This is a genomic window from Peribacillus sedimenti, assembly GCF_046237635.1.
Taxonomy (GTDB): Bacteria; Bacillota; Bacilli; order Bacillales; family DSM-1321; genus Peribacillus; species Peribacillus sedimenti.
The window spans coordinates 3840422-3856468 of the sequence record NZ_CP143547.1 but is presented as its reverse complement, the minus strand read 5'-3'; the positions used below and the strand labels follow the sequence as shown (position 1 = coordinate 3856468).

The following is a 16047-nucleotide window of genomic DNA, read 5'->3' as shown; positions in this document are numbered from 1 at the left end:
TAATAATTAATAACCGTGAATGTAATCTTTACTGATAAATACATAAATAATTCGATTAACCATATCCGCTGTATCTGGTACAAGGGGCCGATGCAAAGGAGGACATATACGAAATGAGACGAGATGCTTCTTTTCCGCGGATCACGTTGTTTAATATAACTGCTTTAATGCTATGGATGAAAACGTACCTAGCTTACAAATTCAGTTTTGATATTCGGGTGGATAGCTGGCTGCAGGAATTGATCCTCTTCATTAACCCGCTCAGTTTTCTATTATTGGTTCTCGGTGTCAGCCTTTTCTTGACCGAGCAAAAACGTAAACAGTATTTATTTCTAAGCAGTTTTATCATTTCCTTTATATTGTTTGCTAACATCTTGTTCTTTCGGTTTTTCAATGATTTTCTTACGATACCGGTGCTGTTTCAGACAAAGAATATGAGTGATTTAGGCGGCAGTGTGACAGAGCTTATAAACACATCTGACTTATTTTATTTCATTGACCTATTGGTGCTGGGTATAATTATGAAGATAAAGCCTGAAAAACTCAGGAAATCTGAATATTCAAATTACGAAAAAAAAATGTTGATTACGGCGTCGCTTGCAATAGCGACTTTTAATCTTGGTCTATCGGAAATTGTACGCCCGCAGCTTCTTACACGGACATTTGACAGAAAAATGCTTGTTAAAAATATAGGAGCGTACAATTATCATTTATATGATATTTTTCTTCAATCCAAGACATCTGCACAGCGTGCTTTTGCAGACAGCTCTGAGTTGATAGAGATACAAAACTATATTCGATCCAAACAACCAATGCCAGATGAAAAGATGTTTGGCATTGCAAAGGGCAAGAATGTCATAATGGTATCGATGGAATCCATGCAAAGCTTTGTTATTAACCGGCATGTATACGGGCATGAGATAACTCCTTTTTTAAATGACTTCATTCAAGACAGCTTCTACTTTACTGATTTCTACCATCAAACTGGCCAGGGCAAAACATCTGATTCTGAGTTCATTGTAGAGAATTCCCTATACCCTCTTGGGAGGGGCGCGGTTTTTTTCACTCATTCTCAAAATGAGTATCACGCTACACCTGAGATCATGAAGAGCCATGGCTACTATACCGCGTCACTGCACGCCAATAATAAAAGTTTTTGGAATCGAGACATTATGTATCAGTCATTTGGATATGAGCGATTTTTTAATATCAATGACTATGAAGTGAATCCTGAAAATTCAGTGAACTGGGGATTGAAGGACAAACCATTTTTTCATCAATCTATTCAACACCTGCTGAACATGCCCCAGCCTTTTTATGCCAAATTAATTACATTAACAAATCATTTCCCCTTCACCTTATCACCTGAGGACCAAACAATCCCTGCATATCATTCCAGTTCTGATACATTGAACAAATATTTTCCAACTGTCAGATACTTGGATCAAGCATTGGAGCAGTTCATTGGTGAGTTAAAGACCTCAGGTTTATATGAAAAATCCATCATTATTTTGTACGGTGACCATTACGGGATTTCAGAAAATCATAATGATGCAATGAGTGAATATCTTGGAAGGCCGGTTACTCCCTTTGTATCGTTGCAATTACAGCGTGTGCCCCTGATTATCCATATACCAGGCGTAAAAGGCAGGAAAATATCAAATGTATCAGGACAAATTCAGGTAAGACCAACAATCATGGATCTAATAGGAATCAGAGGCAAAGAAACTATTGAATTCGGAAACAGTTTATTTGCAGAGAATAATGACGGACTAACTGTTCTGCGAGATGGAAGCTTCATTGGAAAAGATTACGCTTATACACGTGAATCCTGTTATCAGAGGAAGTCGGGTGAGCTAACTGACCGAAGGAATTGTGAGCCGTTTATAGAAAAAGCAAAACAGGAGCTGGAGTATTCCGATAAGATTATTTACGGTGACCTTCTCCGTTTTTATAAAGAAATTGAGAACAGAAGATAGGGAACCGCCATAGAAGTTGGCAATGCATCTCTAGATTAAATTTATCTCTGGATTAAAATCGATGAAGGAAACCACCTTTTAGTGCGGTAACCCGGGGATTCTTTATATAGAACATCATGTTTCTTTTCCCCAATTCATACAGTATATGAATAAGAAGGGGGGCGTCATATGAGAATATATGGCAGAGAAGGTGATACGCTTGAGTATTATAGCAAGGTTTTTGATCTTCCTGTTGAGTTGATCATAGACTCTAATCCTCATATTGAAAATCCGTGCATGATTTATGGTGAAAAAATCTTGATTCCAGGATATACGATAGAAGAATTCAAATCGGATTATAAGAACTTATATGACAGATTTAGATTGCCGCTTGATGCCATTATTCTAGTAAATAACCATACTGCAGCCGCAAGAAACGAAGTCATGGTGCCACGCCGGGTTACCGAAAGATTAATTAACACTGAAAAGCCATACGATTATGAGAAAATGAAGGCAGACCTGACTCTATTAAATACAGTTTATCCCTTTTTTAATACCGCATGTATCGGTGAAAGTGTGCAGGGCAGGGAAATAGTTGAAATAGCTTTTGGCAGAGGACAAAAAGTGATTCACTATAATGGGGCTTTTCACGCCAACGAATGGATCACGACAGCTGTGCTTATGCGCTGGCTCAATGATTTTTTATTGACAGTAACGAATAAGTGGATTTGGAACGGACTGGATAGTATGGAGTTATACAAATTAAAACAGCTTTCCATTGTTCCGATGGTGAATCCCGATGGCGTTGAACTTGTACATAAAGGAGAGCAGGCTGCAGAGGGGAAATGGGACGTAGTAGCAATGAATGAAGGGATTTGTGAATTTTATCGCTGGAAGGCGAATATCAGAGGAGTGGATTTAAATAACCAATTTCCTGCAAATTGGGAAATCGAGAAGGAACGGAACAAGCCCAAGGCTCCTTCTTTCCGTGACTATCCGGGTGAAAAGTTCCTGACTGAGCCAGAAGCGATAGCCATGCAGCAATTGGCCTACACCCGCGATTTTGAAAAAGTAATTGCACTTCATACACAGGGAGAAGAATTCTATTGGGGGTATAACGGAAAGGAACCTGAAGCCTCGTCGTTTATAGCCAGTGAATTCGCGAAAAGGAGCGGTTATAAATCTGTCCGCTATATCGATAGTTACGCAGGTTATAAAGATTGGTTTATTGACACTTTTAGACGTCCCGGGTTCACAATTGAGATCGGGAAAGGAATCAATCCGCTCCCTCTATCCCAATTTGAAAAAGCATATAATGACTCTTTGGGAATATTGCTGGCGAGTTTATACATGTAATGGTAGGTGTGCTTTGCCGCGTTTAAAAATTTGAATATGAACAATGCATTTTACAGACAGGAAAGTACGTTTTATAATGAATTTTTAAAGGCGGGAGGAGCAAATCCGATGCAGCCCCCATATATGTACTGCATGGGAACAATGATAGAAATTAAAAAGAGAAGCTTCAGCATAGGGGAAACAGAAAGGACGAGAAGATGCCAATAGCAGATGTAACAGTGATTCCGATTGGAACAGAAGGTCCGAGTGTCAGCCGATATGTTGCCGATATTCAAAGAATCTTGGCAAAACATCAGGAGGCAGGAGCTATTCGCTTTCAGCTGACTCCAATGAATACGATTATCGAAGGGGATTTGCCGGTAATTTTCCAGGTCATACAGGAGATACATAATGCGCCCTATAATCATGGAATACAAAGGGTAGCTACCTCGATCCGAATTGATGACCGCAGGGATAAGATATCTACCATGGAAAAAAAGCTTGAAAGTGTACAGGAACAGCTGAAAGAATGATGAAAAAACGAGGCGGATCAATTCCGCCTCGTTGTATTCCATAGAATTTTAGTGTGCAACCGGAAAGCCGTGGTGCCAGATTGTCATAACTGTAAACCAGCCGAATACAGCGGTACTTCCAGCAGCAAACACCAGTCCTAAAAGGTTTTTGTTCTTCAGTGAACTGATTGTAGCGAAAAGAGCCAGAATTGTTACAAGACCGAAAATTACCATTAATAGCATCTTTATGCCTCCTTAGCTGCTCCGAACGATATCGGAGAAAAGTTTATGTATGGATAATTTGTAAAATGATAGCATTCGTAATTATTGTAAAGGTTTTCTTAAAATTTGTCGAGATTCAAAAGTGACACTTGTATGTCTTAGGCTCTGAAAATCTTCTTAACAAGCGGGTCCATACATATAACAATCCAGAAAAAAGTATTCCTCGTTCCCCATTCTCGTTGCTGCAATCAAATATTCATGCATCTGAATCAATGCCATCTTGCGCTCTATGTATTCCAAACAAAGTATTTCGAAACAAGAAAGTCTGCCCGTAAAGAGGAAGTAACCTCGAGCGTTATTAAAACAGCAATCCAGAAATCGGTCATATGGATCAAGGGTGTTGCAGCATAAAATATCATGCAGTTGGCGCTAATGTATCCGCTGCTTCACATACTGCCCTTAAAAAATCTAGAGACTCCTCAGTGTCAGCCACGACCATTCGGCGATGAAAACAAAGGTTGCCATCAAAACCGTCCAGCAGCTCGTAAACGCCTGGGAATTCTTCTCTATCCGACGTAAACTCAGCTGCATAAACTTTTTCATGGCCCCACCCCTGAAGATTATTTATTTCTGTAATCGAAACCTTCTGGTGTAAAATAAGTATAACAATAAAATCCTAATGGAGATGAGTAAACATGAAATGGAAACAAATGCCTCTTGGACCCTTGCAGACGAATTGTTACATAGTAGAGAACAGCCAAAATGAATGCATCATTTTTGATCCAGGGGAAGAATCAGCAAAAATTATTCAACACATACAGACCAAGAAATTAAAACCGCTTGCGATCCTGCTTACACATGCTCATTTTGACCATATTGGAGCCCTGGATGAGGTTCGGGAATTTTACAACATTCCTGCCTATATTCATGAAAGGGAGGCCAAGTGGCTTTTGGACCCGTCCTTAAATGGTTCCGTGCGATTTACAATCGGTCAGCCAATCAAACTAAAGCCTGCTGAACATATTCTCGGTGAAGAAGGTATACTATCAGTTGGAAGCTTTACCTTCAAATTGCTGCATACTCCCGGACATTCACCAGGCAGTGTATCGTATTATATTGAACAAAGCGGGCTGCTTTTCTCGGGAGATGTGCTATTTAAAGATAGCATTGGCAGGACTGACCTGCCGGGCGGAAATCATGACCAGCTTATGAAAAGCATTCATGACAAAGTGCTAACACTGCCTGAAGATACAATTGTCCTTTCGGGGCATGGCCCTGTCACTACCATTATGGATGAGATGGATACAAACCCGTTCTTGAACGGATTTTAAAAGTGATGCACATATGCTGACTGCTGACTGCAGTGTAGACTAAGTTGGTATTTAAAATGATAATGCGAGGAAATAAAATGGACAATTTCTTGCTCAAAGAATTAAGGGACAGGCCGGAGAGTGTGATGAGCTACAGGGATTATTTGGATGCTGCGCTGTATCATCCAGACGAAGGCTATTATATGAAAAGGAAAGCCAAAATCGGAAAAAAAGGTGATTTCTATACTTCAAGCAACGTTTCCGATGTTTTCGGCTGGCAGCTTGCAAGGTGGTTCCGGCACGTGGCAGCAAAGTCGTCCCTTCCTCCGGTCATATGTGAGTTAGGAGGAGGAACGGGAGCACTTGCTAAAGCAATCTTGCATTCCATTGAAAAGGAGGATCCCGCTCTTTTTGACAACCTTAACTATTATATAATCGAAACAAGTCCATATCATCGCAACCTTCAAGAAGAGAACCTCCAAAGGTTTCCGAACAAAAGAATTTTACAGGATATCGATGATTTGGGGGAAATAGAAGGAATAATATTTTCAAATGAATTTTTCGATGCGTTTCCCGTTCATGTCATAGAAAAACATCGTGGCAGCCTGTTAGAAGTGTTCATCGGACAAAAGCTCGGCAGCCTGCATGAAATATTAACACCGCTAAACAATAAGAGGATACATGAATATCTGACATGCCAGCGTATTGAACTTTCCGAAGGCCAGCGTTTCGAGGTACCCCTTGACATGGTTTCTTATCTCAAAAAAATTTCGGACTATCTAACCAGAGGTTTGCTGGTCACGATTGACTACGGATATACGAACGAGGAGTGGGCACTTCCAATGCATAAAAAAGGGAGCCTCAGGGGGTATCGACGGCATTTAATGATCAGTGACATACTATCAGACCCTGGAAACATAGATATAACCAGCCATATTCATTTTGACTCTCTAGGTTTTTATGGGGAGAAATTTGGATTGAACAAAGAATTTTTATATAGCCAAGAACAATTTTTACTTAAGGCAGGAATTTTGGATATGCTTGAACAGCATGATGGAGTTGATCCTTTCTCAGATGCTGCAAAACGGAACAGGGCTATACGGAGCTTGGTATCCCCGGGTGGGATTAGCTCTTATTTTAGAGTCATGCTGCAATCAAAGCATCTTGGTGCTGAGCAGGATTATTTTCCCTGATGTAATGTACAGAAAGGAAAAAACCCATGTAGCTGTGTAACCGTTTACACGGACCTTACATGGGTTTTTATGTATTCTGTATTAATGTCCGCCTGCCCCAGGAACCATCATAAAGGTACTCCAGTAAGTAAATCCGGCAAAGAAAACCGTTAGATACGCTCCGAACACATAAATATACATACGTTCTGATAGTTTCAAATAACTTAATAAAACAAAGAAACCGGTTTGCCCAAAGAATAATAAAGACGTTGCATACATATCGCCAAGGTAAAACATGACTGCCATGATACCTGTCCAGAAACCCATCACTCTGTACATGCGCTCCATTGTGTCCCCTCCTTTTTGTCCCGTCAAGTTTTCACAAAATAATTATAAATTAGTTAATTAGATTATGTAAAGAACTATTACATTACTTTACCAGAACTGCCTCATAATTGCAGGTGGCACAGCCGGATGTCATAATTTCTTTCTCTATGAGGTCCACATTATTGAACAATACTGTGAACATCCCATAAACAAAAGCGTAATGCATCTGGCAAATCGACTTTGGTTCTTGCGTGGCTACTTCTTTGAATGGACAGTTATGGATTTGTAGAATGACTTTCGATTCTTGCTGATTGTAGTTCACTTCGGGGTAGAAGCCTGCTATCCCGGCAGCTTCTTTCAGCAGCTCCAGCTTTTCATCAAGTGTCATTCCGTCATTCTTCTTTCCAGCAACTTGATGGGTTACGAGGTCGCTGCCCCATCGTTTGCCTGTTTCCAACAGAGCTTTCTTTCCAACGAGTCCCAGAGATTGCATTGCCTGGATAGAAAGCTTGGCAAGGAGCTTATAATCCCGGTAAGGGAATTGGAGTTCGATCACATTGTCTGAAAGTCGGTAAAACCTGCTTGGGCGCCCTCCTTTGCCTGTTTTTTTTATTGCGGAAGCAAGCATTTTCACATCTTCAAGCTTAGAAAGATGGAGTCTTGCTACATTTGGATGGATATCGAAATTATCAGCAATTTCTTGTGCTGTTACTTCGCGATGCTCTTTTGTAATAAATTGATAAATGTTAAAGCGTGTTGGATCAGATAACACATTTGTGATTTTTATTGTTTGTTCCATCCTATTCACCCCATACTGTCACATGTGACTACATTATAAAGGATGCCTTTCTTACAAAACAGGCAACCTTCCCATAATTTAGAAAATGTTCACAATTCTTTTTCTGAAAAATCATGCGTTTTGTTATACAAGTATTGTACAAATGTTATACAATGGATATAAATTACGAATGATATTTTGGAATGGAGGATGTGGGAAATGAACAGGCTGACTTTCTATACCTATCCAAGCTGTACTTCCTGCCGAAAAACGAAAAAATGGTTGAAGGCAAATGACATACACTTTCATGAGAGGCATTTGTTTAGGGAAACTCCCACTGCAGAGGAAATTAAACAGCTGCTGCATATGACTACAGAAGGAGTGGACGAGCTTATTGCCACAAGAAGCGTTACCTTTAAAAACCTGGATATTGATTTTGACAACCTTCATCTGTCTGATGTAGTAGAACTCCTGGCAAAAGAACCAAAGCTGCTTAGAAGACCCATACTGACCGATGGAGAAAGGGTTGTGGTCGGGCATAATATTGATGCCTTAAAGAACTTGATTGGATAGAACGCTACTTTGAAGCAGTGGAAAGAAAAAGCCGAAAAAAATTTTCGGTTTTTTGTTTTGGAAGGAGGAATTTGTAGAAAACAATCGAATTATTACATTACAAAATTTATGGAGGTGGAACATGATTGGAATCTATTGAAAAAATAGCAGAAAGGATTTTAACCAGTGCTGTAAGGCTGCAGGCGTCAGATATACATATTCTGCCGCGCAAGGAAGGGCCGCTTGTTCAATTTCGCATTGAAAATAAGATTTACCCTCAGCATATACTCACACTAGAGGAATCCGAACGACTCATCTCGCATTTTAAATTCCTTGCCTCAATGGATATTGGAGAGAAGAGAAGGCCGCAAAGCGGTGCAATAACGATGTCGGTCAAAAGAAAAACACTTGGCCTTCGCCTATCCACACTGCCTGCTTCATACTCAGAAAGCCTCGTCATCCGCTTAATACCACAGCAAAACATCCTTCCTTTAAGACAACTGTCAATTTTCGCAAATACAGCCAATAAGCTTATGGCCTTGTTAAAGCATTCCCACGGGATGATCATTTTTACAGGACCGACCGGCAGCGGCAAAACCACTACCTTATATTCTCTACTCCACCACGCAAAAGAAATTGTTAACCGACATGTAATCACCCTGGAAGATCCCATTGAAAACCAATCAAATGAAGTGTTGCAAGTCCAAATCAATGAGAAGGCGGGGATTTCCTATTCAGTTGGCCTTAAGGCTGCACTGCGGCATGATCCGGACATCATTATGGTAGGAGAAATAAGAGATGCTGAAACGGCCAGAATTGCCGTCAGGGCTGCCTTGACCGGACACTTAATTCTGACAACTATGCATACCCGCGATGCACGGGGAGCGGTGTTTCGCCTCCTTGAATTCGGTGTCAGCCTGCTGGAAATCGAAGAGACCTTGTTGGCTGTTACCGCTCAAAGGCTGCTCGAGCTTACATGCCCTCATTGCATGGGAGAATGTTCCCCAGAGTGCCAGGGCTCAGCCAAGAAAAAACGCGCCAGTGTATATGAATTGCTTTATGGGCCTGCATTGGCCTCTGTCATCGACTCAGCTAGGGGAGGAACCAAGAGGACACGATACCGCCAGCTGAGACAAGAAATTGCGAAAGCGATCGCCATGGGTTTTGTGAAGGAAGAAGAATACGACCGCTGGGTATATGAAGATGAAAAGAAGTAAATGGAGCATGGCAGAACAAGCGGTATTCCTATCTAAATTAGGCGAGCTTCTTGAACACGGTTATCCTTTGTCCCATGCCATCCAATTTATCGGATTGCAGGAATCGGCCAAGAAAACTGAAGCTTTAGACAGTGTGCTTGATTATTTGAAGCAGGGGGAGACGTTATATCATTCGCTTGAGAAAATTTCTTTTGATAAACAAATCATCAGCTATATTTATTATGCTGAAAATTATGGCGGCAATCTGCCTGCTGCTTTAAAGGAAGGAGGGGGTTTTTGGAAGAGCAGGAGCGAGGATTTGATTAAAATCAGAAAGCTGCTCGTTTATCCTTTATTTCTGTTACTATTTACCGGAACAGTCTTTTTCACCCTGCAAAAAGTTCTGCTGCCGAAATTTCAATCTTTATTTTCCTCAATGGATGCAGGGCCAAATATTTTTCTGGAGTTTATTAGGAACATTTCAGTCATTCTTCATTACTCCCCCTTCTGTCTGCTCGCATCGGCGTTCCTGTTGTTTACCTTCAGGTATTTTTGGTATTCCAGGCAAACTCCTCTCCGCCAAAGAAAATTTCTTCAATCCATTCCATTTGCGGGGAGCCTCGTTAAGCTATATGACACCCATTTCTTTGCCACCCAGTTAAGTGGACTGCTTGCGGGCGGGCTATCCATCAATCAGAGCATCAGTTTATTTGCAGAAAATCAAAGCGAGCCATTTTATGAAGAACTGTGTTCGCTTATTAGATACGAGCTGACACAGGGCAAGGCGCTGGAATCTATTTTTCGGGATTTGCCTTATTTCGAACCGGCCATCAGTATGATCATTGCAATTGGGCAAAAGTATGGAACCCTGGATAAAGAGTTATTCCTTTATGGCCGTTATATATTGTCCAAAATCGAAGAAAGGATTAATGCGGCGTTACGGTTTGTACAGCCCGTTCTTTTTTCAGTTGTCGGCTTGCTGGTCGTATCTATTTACCTGGCAGTCTTAATGCCTATGTTTTCACTGTTAGATGGTTTATAGGAGGATATATATGAATCAAAAAGGATTTACCCTAGTAGAAATGCTTGTTGTTTTGTTGGTTATTTCGATATTGCTGATTATTACAATCCCCAATATTACGAAAAATCAATCAACGATTCAGGGGAAGGGATGCCAGGCATTCTTGAAGATGGCTCAGGCGCAAGTCCAGGCATATGAAATCGATGAGAATAAATTGCCTGCTGACGTCGCGGAGCTTAAGACAAAAGGGTATTTAAAGGATACAACTTGCCCCAATGGGAAAGCCATTACCATGAGTGCGTCCGGGGAAATCTCTGTTGCTCCGTGATGTTTTGACGGGAGGTGAACCCGAATCTGGTTTTACATTATCGGAAATGCTGATTGTTTTAGCTGCATTCCTGATTATTGTTTCTGTCTCAGCCAATTTGTTTCCACGGTTCGTTTTGAAACTGGAGATCCGCCACTTTATCCAGCAGCTTGGAGATGATCTTTATTACGCCGAACAGTATGCAATCAGTCATGAACAATACATTTCGATACTCATTAAAAATAATGTCCAGCCTTCGCACAGCTCTTATCAATTAATATCCGCAGATGGCACTCAAATTTCATCCCGCGAAATCCCCGATGGTATCCTCATTGAAAAAGGAACGGCCGCTTTAAGAATATTTATTACGAATACCGGCAGCTTTACTAGCTCAGGAACTTGGTATGTAAGGAAAGGGTCTGATGTATATAAAGTCACTTTTTATTTAGGGAAAGGAAGGTTCAAGATTGAAGAGGTCTGAGGGGTACATTTACTTTGAACTGTTAGCCTCTTTTTTTGTCTGCTGTTTTATTGCTTTTTCGATACTTCCTATTTTTATAAAAATGGAAACTGATAGACAAAATGTCCGGCTTCGTATGGAAGCTAAGCATCTGTTATATCTGGAGCTGGAGGGTTATATGCGACAGGAATTTATTTTTGATCAGAAGACGATCACCAAGAACAGCCGGGAATATCAAATGGTTTGGCGTTCTGCCGACCCTTCAATCAAATTCATGGAAGGGTGCGTCCGCTATAGAAATGCTGTGGATAAAGAAGTGGAAGTATGTGATTATGTTACGAGATATTAAAGGCTTTACTCTGATTGAGATGATGCTGGCCCTGTCTGTCTTCATATTTGTTGCCGCATTTGTTTTGCAATCCTTCGTTTTTCTGAGTGGAAAGATGGGAGGGAAAGGCGGAATTGATAATAAGGAGTGGGAAATTTTTTTATCACAGGCCAAATCAGAGATCTGGCAATCCAGCAGCAGGAAGACTGAGCAGGGGAAGCTCTATTTGGTCATTGGAACAGATGTGGTTTTAATTGAAAAATATCAAAATATGCTTAGAAGGCGGCTGAATAATACCGGACATGAAATAATGCTGCAAAATGTATATGGCTTTGATGTTGAATGGAATGGAAGTCTTGTCAATATGACAGTCAGAGATAAATATGGAAAAGAATTTCAATGCAGTATCCGCCCTATTCTTTTTGCAGGAGCCGGCAATGGAACATAAGCAGGGCGGGTTTACATTTCCTTTTGTGATTATACTGGCAGGTGCCTTTCTTACTGTCGCTCTTTTTTCCATTGAACAATTTACAGCTGATAAAAAGTTTTATAAAGAGGGGGAAGAAAAACTTGCTCTGGATCATTTGATTAAAATGGGTACGAATGATACTCTCGAGGTTTTGGCCGAAGCCGACAGCCAGAAGGCTGGAGAAGGCATTTTTTTCTACCCGGGCGGTGATGTGTATTATTCTTTTTCAGGATTGACAGAAAGCGAAATAGAGGTAGTTTTATATGCCAGTACAAAAAATGAGAGGAAGATGACTGCCAGTTATATCTATGACAGAGTTACACATAAAATGATACAATGGATGTAAAAATGCGGAGTGGGATAATGAAAAGCGTTTATTTGACTGGTTTTATGGGAGCAGGAAAGACAACGGTCGGCCAGGTGCTTAGCCATATTATGAATATTCCGGTCTATGACACAGACCAGGAGATCGAGCGTGCAGAAGGGAAGTCTGTAAAAGAAATCTTTGATGTTTATGGGGAGGCAGCATTCAGGAATATGGAAACTCTCCAGCTAAAGAAGCTGCCGGCTAATAATGCCATTATCACGACCGGCGGGGGAATCATTGTTAGGGAAGCAAACCGGGAGCTCCTGAATAATGGTTACTGGGTATATCTGCATTGCCGCCAGGACGAAATTATTCGGCGCCTGCAAGGGGATCAAACCCGGCCGCTGATTAGCGGAGAGAGAATCCTTCAGCTCCCTGCTTTATTTGAAGATCGGCTGCCCCTTTATCGGCAAGCTCCATTCATCGTGGATACAACTGGCAAAACGATCGATTTCATAGCAGAGGAAATCAAGGAAAGAATAAAACAGGCAGAATTTGTACATACTCCTTAATGGGTGGTATGCACATGAAAACAAACGATTTAATTAAATTTCTCACACAGCAAATTGTAAGGTATCTGGAATTGCCGCGTGAAGATAAAAAAATGAGAAAAGAAAACAGGAAAAAATCGAGAGAAACATTATATAGCCATTGGTTTGGGATGATTCCGTTTTCACTCATGCTGATTCTTAAAAGAAAATGAGAAAAACAGTCCTTTGCTGAAAAGGGCTGTTTTTCCTTTGGTCATCCGCCACTGGAACAGCATGTGTAGATCTGTTTATATCTCTCAGCTATACGGCTCGGTCGGTCAGATAAAATAGACCTCCATTGATTACAGATATTTTAATATTTGGTTCATACTGAGCGCGAAGTGCTTCTTTTTCGGTGAAATAGGTTTCACTCTTTTCTTCCTGCTCTGCATAAAAATGTTCCAACAGCTCCAGGTCCTTATTCCAGCGGTGTATGGCTTCCTCAGCCCAGCTATGGTCGTCTCCCTGAAATGTCCGCCTTATAAAGGAATCAAGACGGGCAAGCCCGCTTTTCGGCATGATGAGCGGGGATAACGTGAAAGAAAAGTCCGGTATTTTTGGCGTTACCGGCAATGAAAGAACCTTATTGTGAAAATCGTCACGAATGTCACCTGTAATAAGGTTCAGCCCGACGGAATTGAAAACGTCCTTTTTTCTGTCACACTGATAAGACACCTTAACATTTATACATAACCATGGAAAAAGTGAATATTTGGCCGGTGGATAATAACGGGTATCCTCATAAAGTCTTATGAAACCTCCAAGCCTTGTAGTCGACTCGAATATTTGATGGAGCCTGGGGGAGCCGAAATGAACTACATCTCCCTTAACATCCTCTGGGGCCAAGGCTGGGTCGGTAATTAACGTCAGCTTCATTGGATTGGGCGTACCTCCTGTAGTCTCAAGGTAATGCCAGTAGAATGGACGGTTCATTAATTCCTTATCCATTTCTATAGTAAGCTGGATGGTAAGGTAGCCAGGCCTGTTTTCTATGAGTTCGCAATTATTTGAAGAAAAGTATTTAACCAGAAAATCATGAATTTCTTGTTGATGCACGCTGTTCGTCCTCCTTCATATCTTGTGCGAATTGAATGAGCGCGGAAAGATTGTCCATTTTGATTTTCATCTCTCCTTGGGTCCTTGAAGCGCCGACCACATCCACTAGGTATTCCTCAATATTCTTAATGTCCAGCCGTGTCAGAATATCATCCAGTTCACCAATAACTTTTTCAAATAAATTGATTTTTTCATATAGCAATCTTAGAATATGTTCCTCCACTGTATTTCTTGTGGCAAAATTATAAATCATGACATCCTTCTCCTGTCCAAGTCTGTGGACACGTCCTATCCGCTGTTCCAGTCTCATGGGATTCCAGGGCAGATCGAAATTGATAAGATGATTGCAGAATTGAAGATTTATTCCTTCCCCTCCAGCTTCCGTAGCAATGAGGACTTGAATATTTTTTTGAAATAAATCCTTCATCCAGTCCTTCTTGCCGCGTTTGAACCCGCCCCGAAAAGGTACGGAGGTGATACCATTCTGCTTTAAAAACCATTGTAGATATAACTGGGTAGCACGATATTCTGTAAAAATAATGACTTTATCATCGATCTTTTTAATCAGTTCCAGTGCTTTCTCTGCTTTTGAGTTTCGCTCAACTGCGTTGACAATCTCTGTAAGCTCTTCAAGCCGATCAAGCAATTCATCCGGACCGTTCTCGAATTTCAGCCACATATTCCGTAATGTATAAAACACCGCTTCACGGCTGCTGCAGGCCTCCCTTTGCAGAGTCATCGCTGAAAACATATTTCCTGCGCCTTCTACAGTCGCAGGTTTAAAAGCCGAAACCGCATCATACAGAGCCTGTTCTGACGGTGAAAAATCGATAATTACAGTCTCCACATACCTCTTGGTCCATTCAATTCCAGTGTCGGCACGTCTGTTGCGGATCATTACAGTATTGACCAGGCTTTTTAAATGCTTATCTTCATATATGTCTCGTCCTCTGCCTTTATATTTTTCCGAAAACAGGCTTGCATTCCCCAGATGCCCCGGCTTTAAGAGGGATACAAGATGAAATATCTCCTCAACCTTATTTTGAATAGGTGTCGCAGTAAGAAGGAGGCAAAACTTCTTTTTCAGATTTTGAACAAATTCATAGTTTTTGGTCTTATTGTTTTTCAGTTTATGTGCCTCGTCTATGATGACAAGGTCGTAGTCCTGTTCATATACAATCTGCCTGTGCGGCTCCCGCTTGGCTGTATCGATAGACGAAACGATCACGTCGCATGAATCCCATACATAGCTTTTTCTTTGTGCTACTGCCGGTATATGGAACTTGGTGTTTAATTCAAATACCCATTGTGTCACAAGGGAGGCAGGTACCAGGATTAATACTTTTTTAACGAGTCCGCGAATCATATACTCTTTTAATATCAAACCAGCTTCAATTGTTTTTCCAAGCCCGACTTCGTCAGCAAGTATTGCCTTTCCGTTCATATTTTCCACTACTTGTCGGGCAGCCTCCAGCTGGTGTGGGAGCGCCTTGAGCTGGGGCAAATGCTTAGGTGCCTGCAGCCCCTCAAATTCTGGGACAATCAAATGCTTTTCAACCTCTACGGCCAGCTTGTATAGTTCCCAGTTCCCCCATGGTCCATCATTTGAGAATTTAGCCAGGAATTCGTTTGCCCAATCATCATCGAAACTCACATTAATTTTCACCGTGGGTCCCCCAATCTTATATAATACTGGTTGCTATCTTTCTTTATTTACACGATTGAAAAACACGAACGATATATTAAAATTTGCGTCTTATTGTTAGTTTTTGTTGAAAAAAGATTGCAGACTTTTCAAATTTAATGGTAGGATGAATTTAGTATTATAAGTTTCAGTGTGCCATAAAATATGTGGACCGGAATAATCAGAGGGCGGTTATAAAATTGCTCCTCGAAAGTCCGTGTGCCCTATAGTATGGCCATTTTAAAAGGTTAATATAAGCGAATGAAGGCACGGGGAGAGACTACCAATGTAGCGCCGAAGGAGCAAGCTGAAAAGTGAATCTCTCAGGCAAAAGAACTCTTGCTGGACGCGGCTCTGGAGAGCACTGTTTCCAATCTGCGGAAACGGACACCAAAGGGGAAAACCTCATATAGGGTTGTTGCTATGGCGGCCCGGGTAAACTTTCAGGTACCAGGACAGAGAA

At 41.1% G+C, this 16047-nt stretch carries 20 protein-coding genes and 1 riboswitch; of the genes, 15 read left to right on the top strand and 5 right to left on the bottom strand.

Annotated elements, in window-relative coordinates; all coding sequences use genetic code 11:
- Window positions 1-113 precede the first annotated feature (113 nt).
- From V1500_RS18965 to V1500_RS18955, 3 genes are all read left to right on the top strand, one after another.
- The gene (locus tag V1500_RS18965; RefSeq protein WP_409301675.1) at window positions 114-1979 is read left to right on the top strand and encodes an LTA synthase family protein; all 1866 of its coding nucleotides are present in this window, start codon (window positions 114-116) and stop codon (window positions 1977-1979) included.
- Between the two features lie 168 nt (window positions 1980-2147).
- A complete protein-coding gene (locus tag V1500_RS18960) occupies window positions 2148-3314 on the top strand; it encodes a M14 family metallocarboxypeptidase (RefSeq protein ID WP_409301674.1) in 1167 nt (388 codons plus the stop codon).
- A 197-nt stretch (window positions 3315-3511) separates the two neighbouring features.
- A complete protein-coding gene (locus V1500_RS18955; protein WP_409301672.1) occupies window positions 3512-3826 on the top strand; it encodes an MTH1187 family thiamine-binding protein in 315 nt (104 codons plus the stop codon).
- A 48-nt stretch (window positions 3827-3874) separates the two neighbouring features.
- Here the strand turns inward: V1500_RS18955 and V1500_RS18950 are convergent, their stop codons facing one another.
- Window positions 3875-4048: a DUF2759 domain-containing protein gene (locus V1500_RS18950; protein WP_409301670.1), complete on the bottom strand. Its 174-nt coding sequence runs from the start codon at window positions 4046-4048 to the stop codon at window positions 3875-3877.
- 674 nt (window positions 4049-4722) lie between these two features.
- Between V1500_RS18950 and V1500_RS18945 the strand changes: the two genes are divergently transcribed.
- Window positions 4723-5358 carry an MBL fold metallo-hydrolase gene (locus V1500_RS18945; RefSeq protein WP_409301669.1) on the top strand — a complete coding sequence of 212 codons (636 nt, stop codon included), beginning with the start codon at window positions 4723-4725 and terminating at the stop codon, window positions 5356-5358.
- A 77-nt stretch (window positions 5359-5435) separates the two neighbouring features.
- Window positions 5436-6530, top strand: a complete 1095-nt coding sequence (locus V1500_RS18940; protein WP_409301668.1) for a class I SAM-dependent methyltransferase — start codon at window positions 5436-5438, stop codon at window positions 6528-6530.
- An 81-nt stretch (window positions 6531-6611) separates the two neighbouring features.
- Here V1500_RS18940 and V1500_RS18935 read toward each other — a convergent pair whose 3' ends face one another.
- Window positions 6612-6857 carry a DUF2626 domain-containing protein gene (locus tag V1500_RS18935; protein WP_409301667.1) on the bottom strand — a complete coding sequence of 82 codons (246 nt, stop codon included), beginning with the start codon at window positions 6855-6857 and terminating at the stop codon, window positions 6612-6614.
- Window positions 6858-6939: 82 nt separating this feature from the next.
- Entirely contained in the window at window positions 6940-7635 is a 696-nt protein-coding gene (locus V1500_RS18930) for a helix-turn-helix transcriptional regulator (RefSeq protein ID WP_409301665.1), read from the bottom strand.
- Between the two features lie 198 nt (window positions 7636-7833).
- Here V1500_RS18930 and V1500_RS18925 point away from each other — a divergent pair, with 198 nt between their 5' ends.
- The 10 genes from V1500_RS18925 to V1500_RS18880 all read left to right on the top strand — a co-directional run bounded on the left by V1500_RS18925 (window position 7834) and on the right by V1500_RS18880 (window position 13017).
- Window positions 7834-8187: a Spx/MgsR family RNA polymerase-binding regulatory protein gene (locus V1500_RS18925; protein WP_409301664.1), complete on the top strand. Its 354-nt coding sequence runs from the start codon at window positions 7834-7836 to the stop codon at window positions 8185-8187.
- 125 nt (window positions 8188-8312) lie between these two features.
- A complete protein-coding gene (gene comGA, locus V1500_RS18920; protein WP_409301662.1) occupies window positions 8313-9383 on the top strand; it encodes a competence type IV pilus ATPase ComGA in 1071 nt (356 codons plus the stop codon).
- A complete protein-coding gene (comGB, locus tag V1500_RS18915; RefSeq protein WP_409301660.1) occupies window positions 9370-10404 on the top strand; it encodes a competence type IV pilus assembly protein ComGB in 1035 nt (344 codons plus the stop codon). Before comGA ends, comGB begins: the two co-directional genes overlap by 14 nt.
- A 10-nt stretch (window positions 10405-10414) precedes the next feature.
- A complete protein-coding gene (comGC, locus tag V1500_RS18910; RefSeq protein ID WP_409301658.1) occupies window positions 10415-10711 on the top strand; it encodes a competence type IV pilus major pilin ComGC in 297 nt (98 codons plus the stop codon).
- A complete protein-coding gene (gene comGD / locus V1500_RS18905; protein ID WP_409301656.1) occupies window positions 10701-11171 on the top strand; it encodes a competence type IV pilus minor pilin ComGD in 471 nt (156 codons plus the stop codon). Before comGC ends, comGD begins: the two co-directional genes overlap by 11 nt.
- Entirely contained in the window at window positions 11158-11499 is a 342-nt protein-coding gene (locus V1500_RS18900) for a hypothetical protein (RefSeq protein WP_409301654.1), read from the top strand. Before comGD ends, V1500_RS18900 begins: the two co-directional genes overlap by 14 nt.
- A complete protein-coding gene (comGF, locus tag V1500_RS18895) occupies window positions 11483-11926 on the top strand; it encodes a competence type IV pilus minor pilin ComGF (RefSeq protein ID WP_409301652.1) in 444 nt (147 codons plus the stop codon). The genes V1500_RS18900 and comGF overlap by 17 nt, the downstream gene beginning before the upstream one ends.
- The gene (gene comGG, locus V1500_RS18890; protein WP_409301650.1) at window positions 11916-12293 is read left to right on the top strand and encodes a competence type IV pilus minor pilin ComGG; all 378 of its coding nucleotides are present in this window, start codon (window positions 11916-11918) and stop codon (window positions 12291-12293) included. The genes comGF and comGG overlap by 11 nt, the downstream gene beginning before the upstream one ends.
- Window positions 12294-12310: 17 nt before the next feature.
- Window positions 12311-12826, top strand: a complete 516-nt coding sequence (locus V1500_RS18885; RefSeq protein ID WP_409301648.1) for a shikimate kinase — start codon at window positions 12311-12313, stop codon at window positions 12824-12826.
- A gap of 14 nt (window positions 12827-12840) precedes the next feature.
- Entirely contained in the window at window positions 12841-13017 is a 177-nt protein-coding gene (locus V1500_RS18880) for a YqzE family protein (RefSeq protein WP_409301646.1), read from the top strand.
- 88 nt (window positions 13018-13105) lie between these two features.
- Here V1500_RS18880 and V1500_RS18875 read toward each other — a convergent pair whose 3' ends face one another.
- Together V1500_RS18875 and V1500_RS18870 are read right to left on the bottom strand one after the other, a co-directional pair.
- On the bottom strand, window positions 13106-13900 hold the full coding sequence (locus V1500_RS18875) for a YqhG family protein (protein ID WP_409301644.1): 795 nt from the start codon (window positions 13898-13900) through the stop codon (window positions 13106-13108).
- The gene (locus V1500_RS18870) at window positions 13878-15566 is read right to left on the bottom strand and encodes a DEAD/DEAH box helicase (RefSeq protein ID WP_409301643.1); all 1689 of its coding nucleotides are present in this window, start codon (window positions 15564-15566) and stop codon (window positions 13878-13880) included. The genes V1500_RS18875 and V1500_RS18870 overlap by 23 nt, the downstream gene beginning before the upstream one ends.
- Before the next feature lie 279 nt (window positions 15567-15845).
- A riboswitch (glycine riboswitch) is annotated at window positions 15846-15933 on the top strand.
- Window positions 15934-16047 lie beyond the last annotated feature (114 nt).

What these genes read in the sequence shown, in the direction of transcription:
- V1500_RS18965 (WP_409301675.1), top strand. Translation starts at nt 114, where the DNA reads ATGAGACGAGATGCTTCTTTTCCGCGGATCACGTTGTTTAATATAACT.
- V1500_RS18960 (WP_409301674.1), top strand. Translation starts at nt 2,148, where the DNA reads ATGAGAATATATGGCAGAGAAGGTGATACGCTTGAGTATTATAGCAAG.
- V1500_RS18955 (WP_409301672.1), top strand. Translation starts at nt 3,512, where the DNA reads ATGCCAATAGCAGATGTAACAGTGATTCCGATTGGAACAGAAGGTCCG.
- V1500_RS18950 (WP_409301670.1), bottom strand. Translation starts at nt 4,048, where the DNA reads ATGCTATTAATGGTAATTTTCGGTCTTGTAACAATTCTGGCTCTTTTC.
- V1500_RS18945 (WP_409301669.1), top strand. Translation starts at nt 4,723, where the DNA reads ATGAAATGGAAACAAATGCCTCTTGGACCCTTGCAGACGAATTGTTAC.
- V1500_RS18940 (WP_409301668.1), top strand. Translation starts at nt 5,436, where the DNA reads ATGGACAATTTCTTGCTCAAAGAATTAAGGGACAGGCCGGAGAGTGTG.
- V1500_RS18935 (WP_409301667.1), bottom strand. Translation starts at nt 6,857, where the DNA reads ATGGAGCGCATGTACAGAGTGATGGGTTTCTGGACAGGTATCATGGCA.
- V1500_RS18930 (WP_409301665.1), bottom strand. Translation starts at nt 7,635, where the DNA reads ATGGAACAAACAATAAAAATCACAAATGTGTTATCTGATCCAACACGC.
- V1500_RS18925 (WP_409301664.1), top strand. Translation starts at nt 7,834, where the DNA reads ATGAACAGGCTGACTTTCTATACCTATCCAAGCTGTACTTCCTGCCGA.
- comGB (WP_409301660.1), top strand. Translation starts at nt 9,370, where the DNA reads ATGAAAAGAAGTAAATGGAGCATGGCAGAACAAGCGGTATTCCTATCT.
- comGC (WP_409301658.1), top strand. Translation starts at nt 10,415, where the DNA reads ATGAATCAAAAAGGATTTACCCTAGTAGAAATGCTTGTTGTTTTGTTG.
- comGF (WP_409301652.1), top strand. Translation starts at nt 11,483, where the DNA reads ATGTTACGAGATATTAAAGGCTTTACTCTGATTGAGATGATGCTGGCC.
- comGG (WP_409301650.1), top strand. Translation starts at nt 11,916, where the DNA reads ATGGAACATAAGCAGGGCGGGTTTACATTTCCTTTTGTGATTATACTG.
- V1500_RS18885 (WP_409301648.1), top strand. Translation starts at nt 12,311, where the DNA reads ATGAAAAGCGTTTATTTGACTGGTTTTATGGGAGCAGGAAAGACAACG.
- V1500_RS18880 (WP_409301646.1), top strand. Translation starts at nt 12,841, where the DNA reads ATGAAAACAAACGATTTAATTAAATTTCTCACACAGCAAATTGTAAGG.